Source organism: Citrobacter sp. Igbk 16, assembly GCF_028069755.1.
GTDB lineage: Bacteria > Pseudomonadota > Gammaproteobacteria > Enterobacterales > Enterobacteriaceae > Citrobacter.
In genome coordinates, this window is record NZ_JANEWJ010000022.1 from 40,586 (window position 1) to 61,148 (window position 20,563).

17 protein-coding genes, 1 tRNA gene and 2 pseudogenes are annotated in these 20,563 nt (G+C 49.4%); 12 read left to right on the forward strand and 8 right to left on the reverse strand.

Going from position 1 to position 20,563, the window contains the following annotated elements; all coding sequences use genetic code 11:
- Positions 1 to 9: 9 nt before the first annotated feature.
- A complete protein-coding gene (lysS, locus tag NNO03_RS15220) occupies positions 10 to 1,527 on the forward strand; it encodes a lysine--tRNA ligase (RefSeq protein ID WP_115642921.1) in 1,518 nt (505 codons plus the stop codon).
- A 95-nt stretch (positions 1,528 to 1,622) separates the two neighbouring features.
- On the opposite strand, the gene idi is transcribed toward lysS, so the two are convergent.
- Genes idi through NNO03_RS15240 form a run of 4 tightly spaced genes read right to left on the reverse strand, consistent with a single transcriptional unit; the run spans position 1,623 to position 5,039 of the window.
- The gene (idi, locus tag NNO03_RS15225; protein ID WP_271442490.1) at positions 1,623 to 2,171 is read right to left on the reverse strand and encodes an isopentenyl-diphosphate Delta-isomerase; all 549 of its coding nucleotides are present in this window, start codon (positions 2,169 to 2,171) and stop codon (positions 1,623 to 1,625) included.
- Positions 2,172 to 2,224: 53 nt separating this feature from the next.
- Positions 2,225 to 2,941, reverse strand: a complete 717-nt coding sequence (locus tag NNO03_RS15230) for a DUF554 domain-containing protein (protein WP_271442491.1) — start codon at positions 2,939 to 2,941, stop codon at positions 2,225 to 2,227.
- Between the two features lie 14 nt (positions 2,942 to 2,955).
- Positions 2,956 to 3,534 carry a UbiX family flavin prenyltransferase gene (locus NNO03_RS15235; RefSeq protein ID WP_271449890.1) on the reverse strand — a complete coding sequence of 193 codons (579 nt, stop codon included), beginning with the start codon at positions 3,532 to 3,534 and terminating at the stop codon, positions 2,956 to 2,958.
- 11 nt (positions 3,535 to 3,545) lie between these two features.
- Entirely contained in the window at positions 3,546 to 5,039 is a 1,494-nt protein-coding gene (locus NNO03_RS15240) for a UbiD family decarboxylase (RefSeq protein WP_271449891.1), read from the reverse strand.
- A 215-nt stretch (positions 5,040 to 5,254) separates the two neighbouring features.
- Between NNO03_RS15240 and NNO03_RS15245 the strand changes: the two genes are divergently transcribed.
- The 7 genes and pseudogenes from NNO03_RS15245 (at position 5,255) to NNO03_RS15275 (ending at position 9,598) form a co-directional block, all read left to right on the forward strand.
- The gene (locus NNO03_RS15245) at positions 5,255 to 6,151 is read left to right on the forward strand and encodes a LysR family transcriptional regulator (RefSeq protein WP_271442501.1); all 897 of its coding nucleotides are present in this window, start codon (positions 5,255 to 5,257) and stop codon (positions 6,149 to 6,151) included.
- 89 nt (positions 6,152 to 6,240) lie between these two features.
- Complete coding sequence (gene actS, locus NNO03_RS15250; RefSeq protein WP_271442494.1) at positions 6,241 to 6,963, forward strand: amidase activator ActS; 723 nt, start codon at positions 6,241 to 6,243, stop codon at positions 6,961 to 6,963.
- Between the two features lie 80 nt (positions 6,964 to 7,043).
- Positions 7,044 to 7,117: transfer RNA gene (locus NNO03_RS15255), tRNA-Gly, on the forward strand.
- Between the two features lie 88 nt (positions 7,118 to 7,205).
- Positions 7,206 to 7,367, forward strand: a pseudogene (locus tag NNO03_RS15260) (DUF6538 domain-containing protein); the annotation flags it as partial.
- A 406-nt stretch (positions 7,368 to 7,773) separates the two neighbouring features.
- Positions 7,774 to 8,226, forward strand: a pseudogene (locus NNO03_RS15265) (helix-turn-helix domain-containing protein).
- A gap of 191 nt (positions 8,227 to 8,417) precedes the next feature.
- Entirely contained in the window at positions 8,418 to 8,840 is a 423-nt protein-coding gene (locus NNO03_RS15270; protein WP_271449892.1) for a hypothetical protein, read from the forward strand.
- Positions 8,837 to 9,598, forward strand: coding sequence for a hypothetical protein (locus NNO03_RS15275; RefSeq protein WP_271449893.1), 762 nt, complete (start codon positions 8,837 to 8,839; stop codon positions 9,596 to 9,598). Before NNO03_RS15270 ends, NNO03_RS15275 begins: the two co-directional genes overlap by 4 nt.
- 371 nt (positions 9,599 to 9,969) lie before the next feature.
- Here the strand turns inward: NNO03_RS15275 and NNO03_RS15280 are convergent, their stop codons facing one another.
- The gene (locus tag NNO03_RS15280) at positions 9,970 to 10,440 is read right to left on the reverse strand and encodes a MarR family winged helix-turn-helix transcriptional regulator (protein ID WP_271449894.1); all 471 of its coding nucleotides are present in this window, start codon (positions 10,438 to 10,440) and stop codon (positions 9,970 to 9,972) included.
- A gap of 44 nt (positions 10,441 to 10,484) precedes the next feature.
- Between NNO03_RS15280 and NNO03_RS15285 the strand changes: the two genes are divergently transcribed.
- Genes NNO03_RS15285 through NNO03_RS15295 form a run of 3 tightly spaced genes read left to right on the forward strand, consistent with a single transcriptional unit; the run spans position 10,485 to position 14,237 of the window.
- Positions 10,485 to 12,002 carry an FAD-dependent oxidoreductase gene (locus tag NNO03_RS15285; protein WP_271442497.1) on the forward strand — a complete coding sequence of 506 codons (1,518 nt, stop codon included), beginning with the start codon at positions 10,485 to 10,487 and terminating at the stop codon, positions 12,000 to 12,002.
- Positions 12,003 to 12,004: 2 nt separating this feature from the next.
- On the forward strand, positions 12,005 to 12,985 hold the full coding sequence (locus tag NNO03_RS15290) for a zinc-binding dehydrogenase (protein WP_271442498.1): 981 nt from the start codon (positions 12,005 to 12,007) through the stop codon (positions 12,983 to 12,985).
- The gene (locus tag NNO03_RS15295; protein ID WP_271442499.1) at positions 12,975 to 14,237 is read left to right on the forward strand and encodes an MFS transporter; all 1,263 of its coding nucleotides are present in this window, start codon (positions 12,975 to 12,977) and stop codon (positions 14,235 to 14,237) included. The genes NNO03_RS15290 and NNO03_RS15295 overlap by 11 nt, the downstream gene beginning before the upstream one ends.
- A 276-nt stretch (positions 14,238 to 14,513) precedes the next feature.
- Here NNO03_RS15295 and NNO03_RS15300 read toward each other — a convergent pair whose 3' ends face one another.
- The 3 genes from NNO03_RS15300 to NNO03_RS15310 form a co-directional block, all read right to left on the reverse strand.
- A complete protein-coding gene (locus NNO03_RS15300; protein ID WP_271449895.1) occupies positions 14,514 to 15,716 on the reverse strand; it encodes a lactate oxidase in 1,203 nt (400 codons plus the stop codon).
- A gap of 13 nt (positions 15,717 to 15,729) precedes the next feature.
- Positions 15,730 to 16,296 carry a YceI family protein gene (locus NNO03_RS15305; protein ID WP_271449896.1) on the reverse strand — a complete coding sequence of 189 codons (567 nt, stop codon included), beginning with the start codon at positions 16,294 to 16,296 and terminating at the stop codon, positions 15,730 to 15,732.
- Between the two features lie 426 nt (positions 16,297 to 16,722).
- Positions 16,723 to 17,259 carry a GNAT family N-acetyltransferase gene (locus NNO03_RS15310; protein WP_271449897.1) on the reverse strand — a complete coding sequence of 179 codons (537 nt, stop codon included), beginning with the start codon at positions 17,257 to 17,259 and terminating at the stop codon, positions 16,723 to 16,725.
- Positions 17,260 to 18,100: 841 nt separating this feature from the next.
- Here NNO03_RS15310 and pgaA point away from each other — a divergent pair.
- A complete protein-coding gene (pgaA, locus tag NNO03_RS15315; protein ID WP_271449898.1) occupies positions 18,101 to 20,563 on the forward strand; it encodes a poly-beta-1,6 N-acetyl-D-glucosamine export porin PgaA in 2,463 nt (820 codons plus the stop codon).

The following is a 20,563-nucleotide window of genomic DNA, read 5'->3' on the forward strand; positions in this document are numbered from 1 at the left end:
GGAACCAACATGTCTGAACAACACGCACAGGGCGCTGACGCGGTAGCCGACCTTAACAATGAACTGAAAACGCGTCGTGAGAAGCTGGCTAGCCTGCGTGAGCAGGGGATTCCGTTCCCGAACGATTTCCGTCGCGATCATACCTCAGACCAACTGCACGCTGACTTCGACGCGAAAGAAAACGAAGAGCTGGAAGCGCTGAACATTGAGGTATCCGTTGCTGGCCGCATGATGACCCGTCGTATTATGGGTAAAGCATCATTCGTTACGCTGCAGGATGTTGGCGGCCGTATTCAGCTGTACGTTGCGCGCGACGATCTGCCGGAAGGCGTCTACAACGAGCAGTTCAAAAAATGGGATCTGGGCGATATCCTCGGCGCGAAAGGTAAGTTGTTTAAGACCAAAACCGGCGAACTGTCCATCCATTGCACCGAGCTGCGTCTGCTGACCAAAGCCCTGCGTCCACTGCCGGATAAATTCCATGGTCTGCAGGATCAGGAAGCGCGTTACCGCCAGCGTTACCTGGATCTCATCTCTAACGATGAATCCCGCAACACCTTTAAAGTGCGCTCACAGATTATGGCTGGTATCCGTCAGTTCATGGTGGGCCGCGGCTTTATGGAAGTTGAAACCCCAATGATGCAGGTGATCCCCGGCGGTGCGGCAGCACGTCCGTTCATCACCCACCATAACGCGCTGGATCTGGACATGTACCTGCGTATTGCGCCGGAACTGTACCTCAAGCGTCTGGTGGTTGGTGGTTTCGAACGCGTATTCGAAATTAACCGTAACTTCCGTAATGAAGGCATCTCTGTTCGCCATAACCCTGAGTTCACCATGATGGAACTCTACATGGCTTATGCGGACTACAAAGATCTGATCGAACTGACCGAATCGTTGTTCCGTACTCTGGCACAGAACGTTCTTGGAACGACCGAAGTGCCCTACGGTGAAGAAGTCTTCGACTTTGGCAAACCGTTCGAAAAACTGACCATGCGCGAAGCGATTCAGAAATACCGTCCGGAAACCAATATGGCGGATCTGGACAACTTCGACTCAGCGAAAGCGATTGCTGAATCTATCGGCATCAAAGTTGAGAAGAGCTGGGGTCTGGGCCGTATCGTGACGGAGATCTTTGAAGAAGTGGCGGAAGCGCACCTGATTCAGCCGACCTTCATCACCGAATATCCGGCAGAGGTTTCTCCGTTGGCGCGTCGTAATGATGAAAACCCGGAAATCACCGATCGCTTTGAATTCTTCATTGGCGGTCGCGAAATCGGTAACGGTTTCAGCGAGCTGAACGATGCTGAAGATCAGGCACAGCGTTTCCAGGATCAGGTTAACGCTAAAGATGCAGGCGATGACGAAGCGATGTTCTACGACGAAGACTACGTCACCGCTCTGGAACATGGTCTCCCGCCGACTGCTGGTCTGGGTATTGGTATCGACCGTATGGTTATGCTGTTTACTAACAGTCACACCATCCGCGACGTGATCCTGTTCCCGGCAATGCGTCCGGTTAAGTAAGATGTGAACTGCCGGATGGTGGCTGATGCCTTATCCGGCCTACGCGGAGACGATTCGTAGGCCGGATAAAACGCTTTTGCGTTGTTATCCGGCAATTAATGACCGTTGGAAAATGCGCGCAATAATTTACGTGCCTTATCGTCTGAAACCTGCATTACCATCCACGGGCTGAAGGCCCACGGTGTAGCGTCAATCCCGCATAACACATCCTCAAGATTGCTCCACCGAGAATCCATCACTTCCTCTGCATTAGGCTGTAGCGTGCTGATTAGCTGTGCGGCATATACCGGGCAAACTTCATTTTCCACAATTCCACTGGGATCTGCGGCACAATAGCGAAAATCAGTGTATACGGGCGTGAGTGCGCGAATGTCAGCTCCCAACTCGAAGCGGGCGCGACGGATAATGGCGTCTTCAGTTGTTTCCCCTGATTGTGGATGACCGCACACCGAATTTGTCCAGACACCCGGCCAGGCTTTTTTGTGCAGTGAACGACGGGTAACCAACAGTTGTCCCTGGTCGTTAAAAATCCAACAGGAAAACGCGAGATGTAGAGGGGTATTGTGGGTGTGGGCGGCATACTTCTCGAGTATACCTGAAGGTATATCTTGCTCATCCAGCAAAACGACATGTTCCCCGGCCATGACAACTCCTGAAAAGAAAAAATAACCCGGCACAAACCCGCCGGGTCATGTACTCAGGCCACTAGGGTAGCCCATAAATGGGACAAAGGCATTACCAAAACAAGCCCTGGCAGCATGTTGGCGACCGGAAATAGTTTAATGTTGCAGATGCGCAATCCGGTCGCGACCATTAGCAATCCGCCAGCACAGGAAAAATCCGCCATCATGTCCGGGGTGATCATCGGCAGAATAACCACTGCCAGCATCGCCAGCGCGACCTGGATAATGATTTGTGGGATAGCAATGGTCATCACCGCGTAACCTAACAGCGTCGCGAAGATCCCAGCGGTAAATAGATCCAGAATCGTTTTGATGTACAGAATCGACGGATCGCCACTCATACCTTCGGTCATCGCACCGAAAATGCCGGTGCCACTGGCGCAAAAGAGCACCAGAATCGCGACGAATTTCTCGGTGAATTCATCATGGCCAAGCCCGTTGACCGGCGGCAGAACTTTATTGATCAAACCACGCGTGGAGCCAGCGGCTTTGCCAATGCCCTTTTCCAGATGCAGTAGCTCACCAAGAATTGCACCAATCACCATGGCGAGGACCACGGCGGGCATATATTTTACTTTTAGCACCAGGGTGATGCCTAAACCAACGGAGCACAGACCGAAGGTCATTGGCAGCGCTGTTTTGACGCGTTCGGGGAGCTTACCGCCCGCCATTGCGCCAACTAGTCCACCAATTATGACGGCGGAGCCATTTACATATGGGCCGATTAGCATTGCAGAATATCCTGTTAATTAAAACGTAGTTCGCCTTCACCCCAGCGAGGGATGTTGTTGATCTCAAGGTCAAACAAATCGAGCGCGCGATTAACGCTATGAGTAATGATGTCGTCTGCCGTTTGCGGACGCTGGTAAAGCGCCGGCACTGGCGGAAAGATAATTCCACCCATCTCGGTGACGGCGGCCATGTTGCGAATATGACCGAGGTTCAGCGGCGTTTCTCTGGCTAGCAGCACCAGACGACGTCGCTCTTTCAGTACCACGTCCGCTGCCCGGGTGAGCAAGTTGTCCGTCAGGCTGTGGGCGATTGCGCCCAGTGAGCGCATTGAACAAGGCGCAATCAGCATACCCAGCGTTTTAAATGAACCGCTGGAGATAGCTGCCCCAAGATTAGCGATGGGATGCACCACGTCAGCCAGTGCCATAACTTCATCCAGGCGGTAATCCGTCTCCAGTTCGCAGGTTTTTTCTGCGCCTTTCGAGACAACCAGATGGACCTCAACGGGAAGCGGGCGAAGCAGCTCCAGCGCTTTTACACCGTACTGAAATCCGGATGCTCCGCTGATACCTATGATGATGCGTGCTGTCATGGTGCGTTCCTTTATTCGAAATCCGGCAGGAAGCGCTTCACATCCACATCTTTAAATGCAGAACGCTGGAAGTTGTGCTTTAGGTGGAATGGCACCGTACAGTCGAAAATCGTTTTACAGGACATCCCTTGTTGCAGAATGCTCGGGCTGTATTCTGGTACTTGTGACGGATCGAGAGGGTGGCAGCGGACACCGGGGATCGTAATCGTATCGACATCGCCCTGATAGCGGGTCTGCATAGCCCATAGCACGTCGTCGCTGTCGAAAATATCAACATCTTCATCTACCAGGATGACATGTTTCAGTTCCGGGAACGCAGAGAAAGCCAGCAAAGCCGCCTGACGTTGACGGCCTTCATCCGCCGGGGATGATTTTTTAAACTGCAGAACTGCCAGCAGCTTACCGCCGCCTGCAGAGTGGGCGAAAACGTTGAGCAGTTTTCCCGGCATGGCACGTTCAACCATATCCAGAATGCTGGCTTCGGTAGGGATCCCGGCCATATTGACGTGTTCTTCGCCTGGACCTACGGTGGTGCGCCAGATAGGGTTGATGCGGTGTGTCACGGCTTTCACTTTGATGACTGGGATAGACTCTTTGGCTTCGCCGGTATAGCCGGGAAACTCGGGCATAGCACGACCGGTATTGGTGTTCTGGTCTTCCCGTACACGTGCGTTTGGCAGCAGCTCGCCTTCAATCACGATCTCGGCATGCGCGATGGCTTTTTCGTTGATGGTTTTACACTGAACCATCTCAACCGCCTTCCCGCGCAGTGCGCCCGCGATGCTCAGTTCGTTAAAGCCCAGTGGGGTAGTGGGGGGTTCAAAACAGGCGGCAATTTCAATCGCGGGGTCCACCCCGATGCTGATAGAGATCGGTAGTGGCCGTCCGGCAGCCTCTGCTTTCATACGAAACGCATCAATATGGCGGCCCGGTGTCAGCCACATCGAGAGCTCGTCACGGCTCTGTACGCACAGACGGTGAATGGTGATGTCGGATTCGTGGGTTTCCGGGTCCGAGGCATAGCACAGGCCCATAGTGATATAGGGACCAGCGTCCTCTTCGGTATTGGTTGGTGCAGGCAGTAATTTACGCAGGTCAAAATCGGCATCGCTCGCCAGATGCACGACGTCCTGGCATACGGCACTCCCCTGGGCTATTACCGGTGCGATTGCGTTTTCCACAGAATCCTTCAGCAGATGCCCCAGTTTTTCAGGTTCACACTGAAGAAAATGACTGACACGTTGACGTGAGCCGTTCAGGCCAATTGCTACGCTGATATCTGCAAATCCTTTGATTTTATTGAAGACCATTACTGGACCGTTCTTGCGTGTTGGACGCTGGCAGGTGCCGCCTGCGCCAACATAGCGATAAACACCGGAGAGTTCAGCGTGTGGGTCAACTTCGGTATTGGTCTCAACGTATTCGCCGGGCAGTGTTTTAAGAAGTTCGAGTGCGGAGCGTAAATCATGCACTGTTGAGGGTGTTTTGTAATCAGCATTTGCCATGGGATGTTCCTTTGGAAAAGAAGTTTCGCTGCCGGCACAATATTTCCCATGGCGCTTTTAAACAAATACCGTTTACCGGATGGTCAGTAGATCAAAAAAGTTTATTTTAATGACGTGTTAAATAGTGATTAACCAATATGATGTGTAATGGGCTGGCTTTTTATTTTCCCAGGTAAGTGTGATACTGGAGATAAATGAAACTACAGGTGATCATGATGGATTTGAAGCGCTTACGGTATTTTTGTCGGGTGGTGGAGCAAGGTTCCGTCAGCCAGGCGGCGAAATCGCTGAACATGGCGCAACCGCCACTCAGTAAACGAATTCAGGAACTGGAGGAAGAACTTCAGGTATCGCTTTTTATGCGCCGCGGAAACCGTATTGAACCCACGGAAGCCGGATTTTTCCTCTATCGAAAAGGCTGTGAAATATTACGTCAGGTTGAGGACACGGCTCGCGAAACGGCAGACATTGCGCAGAAAAACCGAACTGAATTAAGAATTGGATTAACGCATCTCTATCAGAATTATTTTAAAGCGTTATTGATGGAGGTTCATCGACGTAATCCAGAAACCACGATAAATATTTCAGTTACTGACTCTAGCCATCTTGAAACGTTATTAACGGAAGGTGGAATTGACCTGGCGCTAATACAACGGCCCTATCGTAGTGAAGGTTTTGATTATGTTTCTTTTGACCCGATTAAGCTGGTGGCGGTTATCAATAAAAAATGTCTGTCGGGTCCACCATCGAATCCCTATAACTACACATCACTGGCGGCACTGCCGTTGGTGTTGTTGCACAGAGCGAAGGATTCAGGGACTTACGAAATGCTCATGGATCTGTTTCGTAAATCTGGTGTGAACGCCAGGGTGATCATGCATATCACACAGCCGGGAGTGATCCTCGACTGGCTGGAGTCCGGCCTTGAAGCCGCGACATTGCTACCCTCTTCAGAAGTCGACGCGGATAAACTCAGCCAGTGCTACGTGGTGGATGTATTCCCCTCGCCACAAATATTTTATCCGGCGCTGGTGAAATTACCGTCCATGCCTTACTTGCCCGCGCTGATGGATATTATTGCACAGGGATATCCGTTTAATACATCAGGTTGAGCCGAAGCGATTGGGGATCGTCCGGCTGGCTGGTATGATAATTACCTCTGGTTTGGAGGTGAACGTTCGTGTTTAGTGCAGAATGTCTGATGAGTAAACGCTTTTATATCTTGATAATGTTGGTAGGCAGCCTGATCGTTGCAGGATGTTCCAGTTCATCTGATTCCGGCTCTACGTATACCGTGAAGCGTGGCGATACGCTGTACGCGATTTCGCGCTCTACCGGTACCAGCGTCAGGGATCTCGCCCGTCTCAACAACATATCTCCTCCCTATACCATCGAAGTAGGGCAAAGGCTGAAGCTTAGCGGTAGCACGAAAACCAGCCCGACTACCGGCAAGAGCACCACAAAATCTTCTACAAAAACAGCGGCAGTCAGACCGTCGTCCTCCGTACCGCAGTCATCCTGGCCGCCGGTGGGACAACGCTGCTGGCTGTGGCCAGCCAGCGGAAAAGTGATCCTGCCTTATTCAACGGCGGATGGCGGCAACAAGGGTATTGATATCTCAGCTGCGCGCGGCACACCGGTTTATGCTGCGGGGGCAGGGAAGGTAGTTTATGTCGGCAACCAGCTGCGGGGCTATGGCAACCTCATCATGATTAAACACAGTGAGGATTACATTACCGCTTATGCGCATAATGATACGCTACTGGTGAACAACGGGCAGAGCGTGAAGGCCGGGCAGAAAATTGCCACCATGGGTAGCACTGATGCGGCATCTGTACGCCTGCATTTCCAGATTCGCTATCGCGCAACGGCGATTGATCCACTGCGTTATTTACCGCCGCAGGGGAGTAAACCTAAGTGCTAACAGGCTATTTTATCAGCAGTTAGCATAGTTTGGGCTTGTCAGAGGGTGCGTAAGGTCTATAATGGCCCACACACCTCTTCGCGGGCGTAGTTCAATGGTAGAACGAGAGCTTCCCAAGCTCTATACGAGGGTTCGATTCCCTTCGCCCGCTCCAAAAACTCCCTAACGTATTCATCCCTCCGCCTTTTCTGATTCATACGTGACAGCGCTCGTGATCCTCCTACAAGGGGGTCATACAGCTGATGGCGCAGCGTGATAATCTCTATCGACGTCCAAGCGGTATCTATGTTCTGCGGATCGCCGTTCCGGTTCGTTATCGCGCCCTGATAGGGCAGCGTGAAATTCATGCTTCTACCCGCACAACTCGCCTTGCAAATGCCAGAGCTATTGCCGCGCATTTGCTGGAGAAGTGGTATTCGCCCAGCACCAATGAGAGAGTGCCCAGAGCCTCTATACAATTGCGCGTCGCGTGCCGATGTGCTGCTTTGATACAAGATGGGCTACCACACCATAACTGGCCCAGCTATGCGTGGCTCCCGCTGACATCGGTAATAAAAAGTCTGCTCCTGCCATGATTCCCTCACTTTCCAAACCGCATCGCGCCTGATAGCGAACGATGGCGACGCCAAACCAATGACGATCATCACACTTTGTGGATTTAATATGTCACTATTGGTGTTTTTTTGAATCTATTGATTGTGGTGATATAAAATTCTTGCGGGGAGAGTGTGCTCACAAATAGGACTTTTAGATTCAAAATGTCTCATATAGAGCGTGGCCTTACAGTGGTCAATATTGCACATTCAGTGCATGAAAAAATCCCTGAGAATACAGTTTGGCGAGAGGGTAAAAGCGTTGCGCGTTGCTACCGGAATGAGTCAGGAAGCGTTTGCTGATCGGTGTGGGTTTGCACGCAGCTATATGAGCCGCATTGAACGCGGCGGTTCTAATGCGTCTCTGGATGCGATTGAGGTGCTGGCTTACGCTCTCAGTGTTGAGTCGTGGCAGTTGTTAGCGCCTGACTCATCCGAAAATAATGACCTGGAGCTGTTCGTTCCATACGCAGCGATGGTTCGTGTTTTCACCCCGGCCTGGCGAGTTCCAGAGATGGTTACTTTGGTGTGGGTGATAAGACCGCTCAGAAGCGCTTTGGGACGTTTTCAGAAGCTCCGCAGCATGGAGACGGCAAAATGGCGCAGGCACTATCCTAGTGGCAACTGGGGTATTGTTTCGGCGGTGCGATGGGGCAAACTGAGAAAGTAGCGTCAGGTGTAAGGGTAAGAATTCTAAGGCTGGATGAATGAACCGTGTTCATGTAATCCTGATAATTTTTCGTGTCATCAGCCTCTTTCTTCCTATGACAGTTAATAAAACATCAAAATACAGGTGCGTTACGCAGGCGTTACAGTGGCGTTTATCTGAGAAAAGAACTGATATATCGCGGGGGTGAGTTGATGGCTTTTGCAATTGTCACGACAGTAATAGCATCCTCTACGGCATTAGTAGTTGCAGTTGTTAGTTACTGGTTCACAATAAAATGTGATCGAGAAGCCGAGTTACGAAAAGAACGCTTAGATCACTATAAAGAACTTGTTTCAAGTCTGAGTGACATTCTTGAAGGCTGCAATAATTTTCAAGGGCAAAAGCGGTTTGCGCTAGCTTGCAATAACCTCAATCTCGTTGCACCAGCATCAGTGATCAAAGCCCTGCAAGGGTTTCAGGACGAGACAAAGTCAAACAATCCGAGCCGAACACTTGAGCGTTATGATGAGTTACTGTCGTTGCTGCTTATCGAGATGAGGAGAGACCTTAATATTTCACCTAGCGGTGAGTCTGCGTCTATGTTTCGGTTATGGGCGCTTGGGAAATCATTATGACACAGCCAAATTTCAGAAGAGTTCAAAAAAGAAATCCTTATCAATTAGTTGTTGATCAACACATCCACGCAGCTCATTGCATAAAAAAGTTTGCCGGTGAAAAAGGTTTGGTGAACGTTTTTGATAAATCAATTTCACAATGGGTGCAGCGTAAGCCAGATGCTGCTCTTTTTTGTGCAAAAAGAGCTTGGGATCAACGCGCTGAAAAAGGTTATATGAACAGTATAGAAAACGCATTTTTTGAGGTGATCGATAGTATTGATACCACCATCATAAATAGAAATCATGACGCTATAACTCGTTATTTCCATTTGTGGCGCCTTAGAGGGTCTGCAAGAGATGGTGAGAAAAAAGATTTACTACTTAATGGTGTTACAGGAGGGGGGTTAACTATCGATCAGCAAGAGATTGTGGAAAGTAAGCATGCAATATTTATTGCAGAAGGTGGAGAACTTCCGCATCACTTCGCTAAAGGTATTGAGATACAAATGATGATCGATAAAGCTAGCCATTTCATGAAACCAATAAGATGGGGATTATGGACAGCTGCTAGGGGGGAGTTTTTAGCTGCTGATTACTATCCTGGAGATAGTGATGGTTTAACGCCTTTTATTCCAGTGTCTCCTCAGCATGTGTTCTTTGCTAATGCTCCAGATACTAAGATCAATGTTCATAAAGTGCGTGAGTTGAATCGTATTTCTGTTGCATCTTCAAAGAATTATTACTTTTGCCGGAGTCTCGAAAACTGTCCGCTTTGAGGGGTGGCATTGCAAGAAAGTTGTAGTTCCCCCTACAAAACCCTCCTATCAATGCGTCAAATTTTTGTTAATAAATCTATGGGATTACGAGATCTTTGGAGCGGGGGGGATTTCCCTTCGCCCGCTCCATGACCTTTCTTAAAGTATTCCAATTTACTGAATCCTAAGGGATACGGCTTAACGCTTTTCAATAGTTTTACTCATTGAAACTCAGTTTGTTGATATACATTCGCAATTAAGAACCTGGTTTTATCAGCGTAATGACAATCGTTGATGTGGCCACAGTGTCTGTGGCGGTCTTTGCACAAAACCGTTCGAAAACCAGGCTCTTGGCCAGGACTGACTCCACAATATGCAGGAGATATCACCGGTTATTTGTTAAGCGCACGGGCAAATTTATCAAGGAGGCGCACAAATACATCAATTTCATCTCTGCTCCAGTCCCTGAAAACCTCATTGCCCATCCGTTCACGAGCGGCATCAATGAGATCTGTCATCGCCTTGCCTTTCGCGGATATTACCGCCTCACGTACGCGGCGATCCGCATCGCTTTCCCGGCGGATCACAAGTTCCAGTTTTTCCAGTCTGGCGACCTGTCGGCTAATCGTTGTGTAATCTCTTCCTGTCCGCTCTGCGAGTTCTACTACCCCTATGGGACCCAACCGTTCTATCCCCACAAGCACAGAAAAGAGCGCGCGATCGAGTTTAATCCCCGCCTCTTCGATCATTTTCTCATCATTGCGCGGTTGGTTCATAACGCTGACGATTGTCAACAGGGCACTGTGAAGCACCTTCATTTGTTCGGTAATATGTGTATCTTGCACATTTTTATTTGATGACATAGTATGACTCCTGTTAAGTGCATAATACACATATTGGGGCATTTATGACAAGCCATTCCAGGATTGACGTACTGATTTGCGGAGCAGGAGCGTGTGGCCTGACACTGGCCATCGAACTTGCACGCCGCGGTGTCACATTCAGGCTCATTGATAAAATATCCGTTCCTTTTCCTGGGTCGCGGGGGAAAGGTATTCAGCCCCGTACTCAGGAAATGTTTGAAGATATTGGAGTCCTGGATCGGGTTGTAGCGGCCGGTGGATTGTACCCACGCCAGCGCCGTTATCGGGATAACGGCAATTACACTGAATCTGATATTGCAGAGCAGGTCAGTCCGACCTCAGAAGAGCCTTATAGCCTTCCCCTGATGGTTCCGCAGTTCACTACCGAACGCATTCTGCGTGAACGACTTAATGAACTGGGCCATAACGTGGAATTCGGCTGCAGGCTGACTGGTTTCGTGCAAAACAACTCCCATGTCACCGCGCGTTTGTCTTGTGCTAATGAGAATGAAAGTACGGTTCATGCCTGCTACCTGGTCGGTGCGGATGGTGGTCGTAGTCTGGTGAGGAAGACCCTGGGTGTGGATTTCCCAGGAAAAACACTGAACGTGCACGCTCTGGTCGCAGATGTCGTATTAACCGGGCTCAGCCGGGATGTCTGGCATCAGTTCGGTGAGGGCGATATGCAACGGATGCTCACGATATGTCCGCTAGCGGGTACCGGTCTGTTTCAGATACAGGCTCCTGTTTTACCGGATGCACAGACAGACCTGTCAGCCGGGGGGCTGACTGCGCTAATTGCCACGCGAACGGGACGACAGAACATCTTGGTGCAGTCGGTAGCATGGGCCTCAGATTACCATATGAACGCGCGCCTCGCCGAACGTTACCGTGTCGGTAGAGTTTTTCTTGCGGGTGATGCCGCACACGTGCATCCACCAACCGGCGGGCAGGGGCTTAATACCAGTGTGCAGGATGCCTCAAATCTTGCGTGGAAGCTGGCCGCTTCACTGCAGGGTGCACGCGAAGATCTTCTCGACAGTTATGAGACTGAACGTCGGCAGGTTGCTGCAGATATGTTGTGTCTGTCGACCCGCTTGCTTGATGAGCACCGACAGCGTGGTTCATTCCAACGTGGCCGGGATGTTCGCCAGCTTGATATTGGCTACCCAGAATCTCCGCTGTCAAAGGAACTGCCAGAGCGTACAGCGGGACTGAGAGCGGGAGACCGTGCTCCAGATGCCAGATTCTGCGGTGCTGCGGGTCAACCTTCACGGCTGTTTCTGTTATTTCGGGGCCCACACTGGACGCTACTGGTCTGTAAAGTCGCCGGTGTGAGCATCAGGCCACGCCCAGGATTGCATATCCACTATATCGGATTGAGTGGTGATGTCATTGATACCTGGGGGGAGATTAACGACACCTATACGCTCAGGAGAGATGAATGCGTGCTTATTCGTCCGGACGGGTATATTGGCGCATTTTTCCACACGGACCATACCGCTAAATTCGACTTATATATGGCCCGTATGGGCGTCCACCTATTACCCACGGAGAGTTAATCATGAGAGCTGCATTAGTGACTGCAGAGGGAAAGGCTCCCGTTTTGGGGGGATTGGGTATTCCAGTTGCCGCAGGAAACGAACAGCTTATTCGGGTAAAGGCTGCAGCGATAAGCAACGTCGTCAGAGCGAGGGCTGCGGGTACGCACTACAGTTCGGATAATCTATTTCCCTTTGTGGCCGGGGTCGATGGTGTTGGTTCTCTCAGTAATGGTCAACGGGTTTACTTTGCACTACCACGACCGCCACATGGCAGTATGGCTGATATGACCGTGACAGACCCTTCGCTATGTGTACAGGTGCCTGATGAAGTTGATGATATCACTGCTGCCGCAATCGTTAATCCCGGCATGTCATCATGGATGGCCCTTACCGAACGCGCAGCGCTAAAGGTTGGAGAGACTGTTCTCATCAACGGTGCTACCGGTACGTCAGGCCGTCTTGCTGTTCAGATTGCGCGTTACCTCGGCGCAGGTCGAATTATCGCCACTGGTCGTAATGCTAGTGCACTCAGGGAAGTGGAGATGCTTGGTGCGGACGTGATAATTCTGCTTGATGAAAACGCCAGTACCCACGAGTTTAAGCTTATGCAGGCCTTTCATGATGGTATTGATATCGTCATTGATTACCTGTGGGGGCCAATCGCTGAGTTTCTGTTAATGGCGGCTGCCCGAGCCGGTCGTGAAGCAACCCCTGTACGCTTTGTGCAGGTCGGTTCTGTTTCGGCCCCTGACATCACGCTTCCTGGCTCCGTTCTGCGGTCCTCGGCGATACACATTATGGGTAGCGGTCACGGCAGTGTCCCGATGCCACGTCTGATGGATATAGCAAGTGACGTCCTGCGCGCAACCATTCCTGCAGGGCTACAAATAGCGTACAGCCCAGTTCCATTTTCCGACTTTGAACGGGCATGGGGCTGTGACGACAGTCGCTGCCGTACGGTATTCATCATGGATGCAGGAGGAGCCGGAGATGGCTATTAATCCCTCACTGAAAATAGCCGCAGAGAAGATGAGTACTCAGGAATGGCGTATGTGCCTGCCTATTTTTGTGATGGTCAGTCTGTATGCCGCAGGTACGGCCGCGGTACTGCCAGTGTTACCCTTCTACGTGCGGGATATGGGCGGTTCTCCGCTCATTCTGGGGATAATCATGGCCACTGAAGCCTTGATCCAGTTCACCTCAGCACCTGTGCTGGGCCAACTATCCGATCGGTTTGGACGCAAAAGGATATTGTTTGCGAGCCAGTTCCTCGGCACCGTCAGCCTGCTTATGTTGGCAAGTGCCCCTGGTATAATTATTGTCATGCTGGCGCGGATGCTATTCGGTATCACGGCTGGAAATATCCCGGTTGCAGCGGCTTACATTGCAGATTATTCATTGCCATCGCACCGGCGACAGGCCATTGGTATTCTGACAGGCTGCGTAGGGTTGGGAGGCATTTTGGGTGCCGGTCTTGCGGGTCTGTTATCAGAATACTCGCTGGTCGCACCATTATACGCTGCGGTGATGTTCACTCTTGTAGCTGGTGTTGTTACATTGCTCCTGCTAAATAACGCCTCGTCGGTTCCCCCGCAAAAAGTAATTAACGGTACTAGAAAAGTCCCTTTCAGTACTGTGTTGATGTCTCCTGTGATCCGTACCCTGATTATTTTGATGCTGTGCCATTGCTTTGCATATGGGTTGTACAGTTCACAGATGCCCGTCTTTCTTGGTGAGACATTTATCTGGAATAGTCATGCGTTCGGTACAAAGGAACTGAGTTTTATTATTGTGGCTGATGGTATCATTAACGTGATTGTCCAGATATTTCTGCTGGGCTCGCTCAACAGATACGCAACGGAGCGAAATCTGATTATTTTTATTTTCTCGCTTATTTGTTGTGGCGTTCTGATAGCCGGTTTTGCCAGTACCATCCCCGTACTTGCTCTTGCGGTACTCTGCATAAGTACTGGTGATGCGCTGGCGAAACCGACTTATCTAGCCGCCCTGTCAGTTCATGCCCCTAATGAACGGCAAGGTCTCGTAATGGGAAGCGCGCAGGCCTTGAATGCGATTACGGATATATTCGCGCCAGTGCTGGGTGGATTCATTATGGGGTATGCGCTTTACGGGGTGTGGATAGGTATTGTTGTAGCCGTGACCGTTGTCGGGACTATTGTGGCATTAATACAACTGCCGAAAAGCGATCCTGAATCTGATGAGAGTCGGGAAAAGCATACTTCGACGGGTTAAACCCGAAAAGACGTGCAACCACGATTTTTTCTGACTTGAACCTTGACGATATTGAAAATATGCATGTCATATGCGTGCGAACCGTTTCACAATTTAATGTTCAGGATTAGATCCTGCTTGAACTTTGGATATTAAGGCGTTTTTCCTTCATGGCGAATAAATAAAATACCGGCCATAGTGGCCGGTATTCAGCATTATTATCTATTCTTTAATAATGGCTCTGCTGAGTGGAATAGAGGGGGCTAATATTTCATGCCGTTAACCCAAAGTATGCTCTTATTCTTCCAGATCACGTAAGGTCAACAATTTGGTTTTTTTCACCTGTTCGATATCTTTGGTTCCACCGAGCATCATATTGATGACTAATTCTTTGTTGAGTTGCTCGACAACAGAAGCAACACCTTGAGCTCCGCCGAGGTTTAGACCGTACAGGACAGGACGTCCAATAGCCACGATATCAGCGCCGCTAGCGATAGCTTTAAATACATGTGAACCACGACGTACACCACTATCAAAAATAATTGGCACGCGTTTATTTACAACTTTTGCGATAGAGGGCAGTACATCAAATGAGGATGGCCCACTATCGAGTTGTCTTCCCCCGTGGTTAGAAACCCAGATAGCTGCAGCTCCGGCCTTAATAGCAACCTCTGCATCTTCCGGCGACTGAATTCCTTTCACAATGACTGGCAGACCGGAGATTTGGTGAACGTATTTAATATCTTCCGGAGTGAAGGCTTGTTTGGCTTGTGCGTAAATTTCGCTGATACCAGAACCTTTGCCTGTTTTTGAACCGTCATCACTCTGCTTCGCAAACATCTCAAGATTTGCGAAGCCGAGAGGGAACTGGAAATTATTCTTTATATCGTCTTCGCGATATCCACCAACAGGTGAATCGACTGTCAGAATGATCGCTTTTGCACCATGTTTAACCGCTTCATTTAATATAAATTCGTTAAATTTATTATTTTTACTCATATAGAGCTGGAAGAAGAACGGATTTCCCCCTGATGCTCTGGAAACGTCCTCAATGGTTTTATTTCCGTAGGTGCTTAAAGAGAAAATTGAACCAACCTGGGCCATCCCTCTGGCTGTGGCGAGTTCACCGGTTTCGTGCGCCAGCCCCTGGGCTGCCATTGGCGCCTGGATAATTGGTGTTTTTAGCGGAATGCCCAGCAAGCTGGTTGAAAGATTGATATTTTTTAATTCAATACCTTGCAATACTCGTGGAACGATAAATTTCTTATCAAAGCTCTCGGTATTGCTGCGCAGATTATTTTCATCTTCCGCGCCTCCACGAATATAACCAAATGCTCCCTTTTCCATTCTGGCTTTTACTTGATTTTCAAGAGAGTCAATGTTAACCATTTTAATGGGGTGCTCTTCGGTGCTGGCTTTATATGCTTCGGCCTGCGCCAGACCCGATGACATCATCATAGCCACAGAGGCTATGGCCAGAACTGTTTTATTCACTTTCATTCTTACTTCCTTGTTATTGGCGTATTGCTTCAGCCTGAATGTTAATATCAACTGTTTTGCTCATTCCTATGTTGACGAGATAATCAACCCCCCATTGGGTACGATCAATTTTTGCAGAGAAATCACCACCGCAGACCTGAGCGTTGAAAACCGGACTCATATAGCAGCCGAATTTTGTCGTCGTTAACGTGACAGGTTTAGTAACCCCCTTCATCGTCAACATCCCTTCAATGGAGGCGGGCTTGCCCTCAGAGAAGTTCCATTTTGTTGATTTGAATACAATATCCGGATATTTTTCTGCATCGAGTATATCGCTGCTACGGATATGCTTGTCAAATGCTTCCAGACCGGTATTTAGAGACTTTACAGGAATGGTTACCTGCAGTTCACCTTGCTGTTTCTCTGGAAGATATTTCACTTCTCCGCTGATGGAGTAAAAGCCACCATGGTTGGTTGATGTCTGAAAATGGTCGATATTAAATGTCGCATTCGTATGCGTACTATCTAATTTATATACTTCGGCATGTGCAATATTCACAAAACCTAATGCGCATACTGCGATCAATATGTTCTTGTTCATGGTGTAACCTCAGAGATAGAAAACAGATGCATTTATAATTCATGTGTTATAACCCGTCCAGATTGAAAAGTGGGAAGCAGTGTCCCATTTATAGAACGATAGGGGGTGCAGGGGGATTATTCGCTATTGAATAATCCCCCTGCATCACTTTAGAATTATAAGAGTATATTAGATTTAATATTAACCACTCAATCTCTGATAACGCTTATAAAAATAAATTTACCTGCGATAACTGGTTATCCTTGAATGAGATATTCTTTATGTTCCAAAACGCCCCGCAGATGCGGTGAGCCTGATGAGGTGCAGGAAATCCTCCCGGATGCGCAAAAGGTGCTTTCGCAAAGGAAGATGGCGAGTAGCTGGTCGGTAAAGCAGGCAAACGGCCTTAATTAGTATTAAGGGGGTCTTCCCCCCCTCCGTTTTCCCTCAGAGTATCACGCCAGCATCGGGCGGCAGTGTGCTGTTACCTTCACCCAGATTACGTTGTAGCAATACGGTATCGAGCCAGCGACCATGCTTGAGGCCAATATTCTTTAACGTGCCGACCTCGGTAAATCCGACCTGTTGGTGGACTTTCAGCGATCCCTGATTATTGCTGTCGCCGACGATGGCAATCATCTGTCGGTAGCCGTGTGTTTCTGCCCATGTAATGACATGGTGTAGTAGCGCTTTGCCCGCACCCTGACGTTGTGCTGCCGGATCAATATAAATCGAATCTTCGAGCGTATAACGGTAGGCATAGCGTTCACGGTAGCGGGTGAGATAACAGTAACCGATGACTTTTTCGTCCTGCAGGGCCACAACCCACGGCAACCCCAGCTCGCGGATCTTAGTCAGGCGAACAAGCATTTCGCGGGTATCTGGCGGATCAGTCTCAAAGCTGGCAGTTCCGTGAAGAACATGATGTGCGTAGATAGTATGGATAGCGGGGATATGCTTTTCTTCTGCGTTAACGATTTTCATTGACCAGCTCCCGTTGGCGTCTTTTGCCAGATTACCTGAAAGAATGCGCAAAGGGTAAGCGCAAACGCTTATGGCTCAATGGACATCATTCAATAGCATTAGGCTTGTATTTTGTAAGGGTAAAAATTGATTGTCGTTGATATCGCCAATAATTTAACAAATAGATAAGTACAGTTTTGTGGAATGATAAATACACTTGGGCATAGTGAAATTAACAATTACCTGCGGTGGTTCATTAGGGGATTCCACAATGCCATTTTTGGTAGGGGGTAAATCCACTGTTCATAAAATCCTTTAATTTCATTTTGTTACATCTTTATCTAATTCTTTTTACCTGGTTTTGTGTTGCTCGTTTCACCCTGAAACTTAGCCGTTTAAAATTAACTGATGTTATTTATAGTGTTATCAGTTACTGTTAATTATCAGGTTTTTCCTGTCAATTCTCAAAATGCTTATCAGGCAAACAGTTACCTGGTGTTTCTATATTTGCTGATAATAGTTATCATCGTTACGTGGTTTCGTCACGGAAACTTAATCTAAATCCAGTATTCGATCCCAAGAGTATTAGGATAATTTGGTTTAAAATACTTTTTTTGCCTAAGAGTTTTCTTATAACATAGCAAGACCCCACACTGAGTGATAAAATTCCTGAGCTTTCGCCTGCCTCTCAACGACGAGTGGATGAGTCATAGAGAGTCAATAAGACGAAAGAATTAAATGATTTCTAGTCATATTACGAAATAAGCGGCAGTGCACTTTACATGGTCGGCAATCGTCATGGAATGACTATAACTTATTGAAAACGCTTATTTTTACTGTGATGTAAGATATAAGGGCAGATATGTTCAGTATGCGTCGACATGCCAACTTTATTAAACGCTTTAAGTCAGTAACCTGTTTATTTACGGCAAGCGTTCTTTTCCCAATGCAAGCCTCTGCAGCAGTATCAGATTATGATGCGTTGATTATTGAAGCGCGAGGTGGTAATAGCACACCGTTATTGCGCTACCTTGAGGAGCAGGGAAAGAAAAGTGCGTTAACGCCAAATCAGGTGGCTGACTGGCTGCAAGTATCTGGTTGGGTTGATAACAACGATAAAGCAACCATTGATATCTGGCAGCGGTATCGTGGGCAGATGGATGTGCCTGCACGCGGTAAAGTGGCCGCTGCGCGTGCGTATCGCAATCAGAAGAGCTGGAATGAATCATTAGCGCTCTGGGAGAGCGTTGTACAGGAAGAGCCTGAGAACGCCGATGTACGTACCGGCTGGATCATGACGCTGGCGGATGCACGTTACAATCAGCAGGCCCTGACTGAAGCAAATAAATGGGCACGCGCGCATCCGGGGGCTGACTCTGATGCACTGCTTGCCTATGTGTATCATTCACAGGGGAAAAACTGGGATGCGCTGTTAGTCGCCAGCCAGGCGGATGAAGTCGATCCGGGTAACAAAAATGCGAAATCCACGCTGTTGTCAGCGCTGTCAGCCAACCGTGTCGCTGAACCTGCGTTGGAACTGACGGAAGAGGTTCCGACATCTGACCCCGTTAAGCGGCGTCTGGCGCTTGATGCTGCAGCCGAAAAGGTGCGCGCTTCTTATACCTCTGCACGAAATGAAGATGAGCGTTTTCTCGTGGCGGATAAAGCGCTTGCCCGCTATGACCAGTTGCTGGCAGCCTGGAAAGATGATCCCGCAGCCCAGGGCGATGTGCGCCGGGCGAGAATTGATCGCATGGGCGCCCTGCTGGTGCGTAAGCGTACTGCCGACGTGATTCAGGAATACGAATCTCTCTCCGCGGACGGTGAAGTGCCCAACTATGCCAAACGTTGGGTGGCTTCGGCGTGGCTCAGCGAACGTCAGCCGGAAAAGACCGAAGCAATGCTGGCGAGCATCTATTATCCGAACGGACCTATCCCTGTGACGCCGCTCAGTCCTGAAGATCAACAGGATCTGTTCTATGCGCATATTGATAATGAAAACTTTGCTGCCGCTAAAAAACAAGTCGATGACTTGATCAAAGAGAGCCCGTATCTGCGTCGTATCTATGGCTCGCCAACGCCACAGCCTAACGATAACTGGCTGCTCGGGCAGACGCTGCTGACGCAATATCATCTTGCTGCCAATGAACTGCCAGAGGCAGAAAAACTCTCAGAACATCTGGCACGAACGGGTTCTGGTAACCAGGGGCTGCGCATAACCTATGCCTCCGTTTTGGAAGCCCGTGGATTGCCACATGCGGCGGAAAAAGAGCTAAAGCTTGCGGAAGTGATCGAGCCCAGCAACCTGGAGCTGGAGCGTCAGCAGGCCTATGTGGCGCTGGATCTTCAGGAGTGGAAACAGGCCGACGAGCTGACCGATGATGTCATCGCCCGTAGCCCGGATGACGAAGCGACGCTGCGCTTGGCACGGATCCGTGATGTGCATAAAATGTCGGAAGTGCGTATCAGCGGTACGCAGGGGATCTCCTCCGATAGCCCGGTGAGCGGTAAGAATGACTTCAACATTAATACTGCGATTTACAGCCCGCCGATTAATGACAATTGGCGACTGTTTACCGGTTTCAACTTTGCCACCGGCGAGTTTGAAGAAGGAAAAGGCATCAGCCGCGATCTGGCGGCCGGTGCTGAATGGACTTCACGTGATTACTGGGCCGAAATGGAACTGTCTGGTCGTAATTATGGCGACGGGCAGAAAATGGGGGGCCGTCTTTCAGCCTGGCATGACTTCAATGATAACTGGCGTGTGGGTGGGTCAGCTGAGCGTCTTTCCCGCAATACGCCACTGCGAGCGCTGCGTAGCGGCGTATATGCCAACGGCGGCGATATGTATGTCCGCTGGTACCAAAACGAACGGCGAGAGTATCAATTGTCGTTTGCTGCCTCACATTTCTCGGATGGTAACGATCGTATCGAATACGGGCTTAGCGGAAAAGAGCGTATGTGGACAACACCGCGTTTCACGCTGGACTTTACCCCGGGAATCGGCGGTAGCACCAACACCAAAGAGAATGTGCCGTATTACAACCCCAAAAGTGATTTCTCCGTGGTACCCGGCTTGACCGCGGAGCAGGTTCTTTACCGACACTATGACACCGTGTGGACACAGCAGGGAGTGGCTGGCGTGGGCGGCTACTGGCAACAAGGTGAAGACGCAGGGGCCATCGTCCAGTTGGGTTACGGTCAACGGCTTAAATGGAACAACGTCGTAGATGGCGGGGTGATGCTGGTGTGGGATAAACGCCCCTACGACGGTAAACGTGAGCGGAATATCTCCCTCGCTTTCGATTTGAATGTCAGGTTTTAA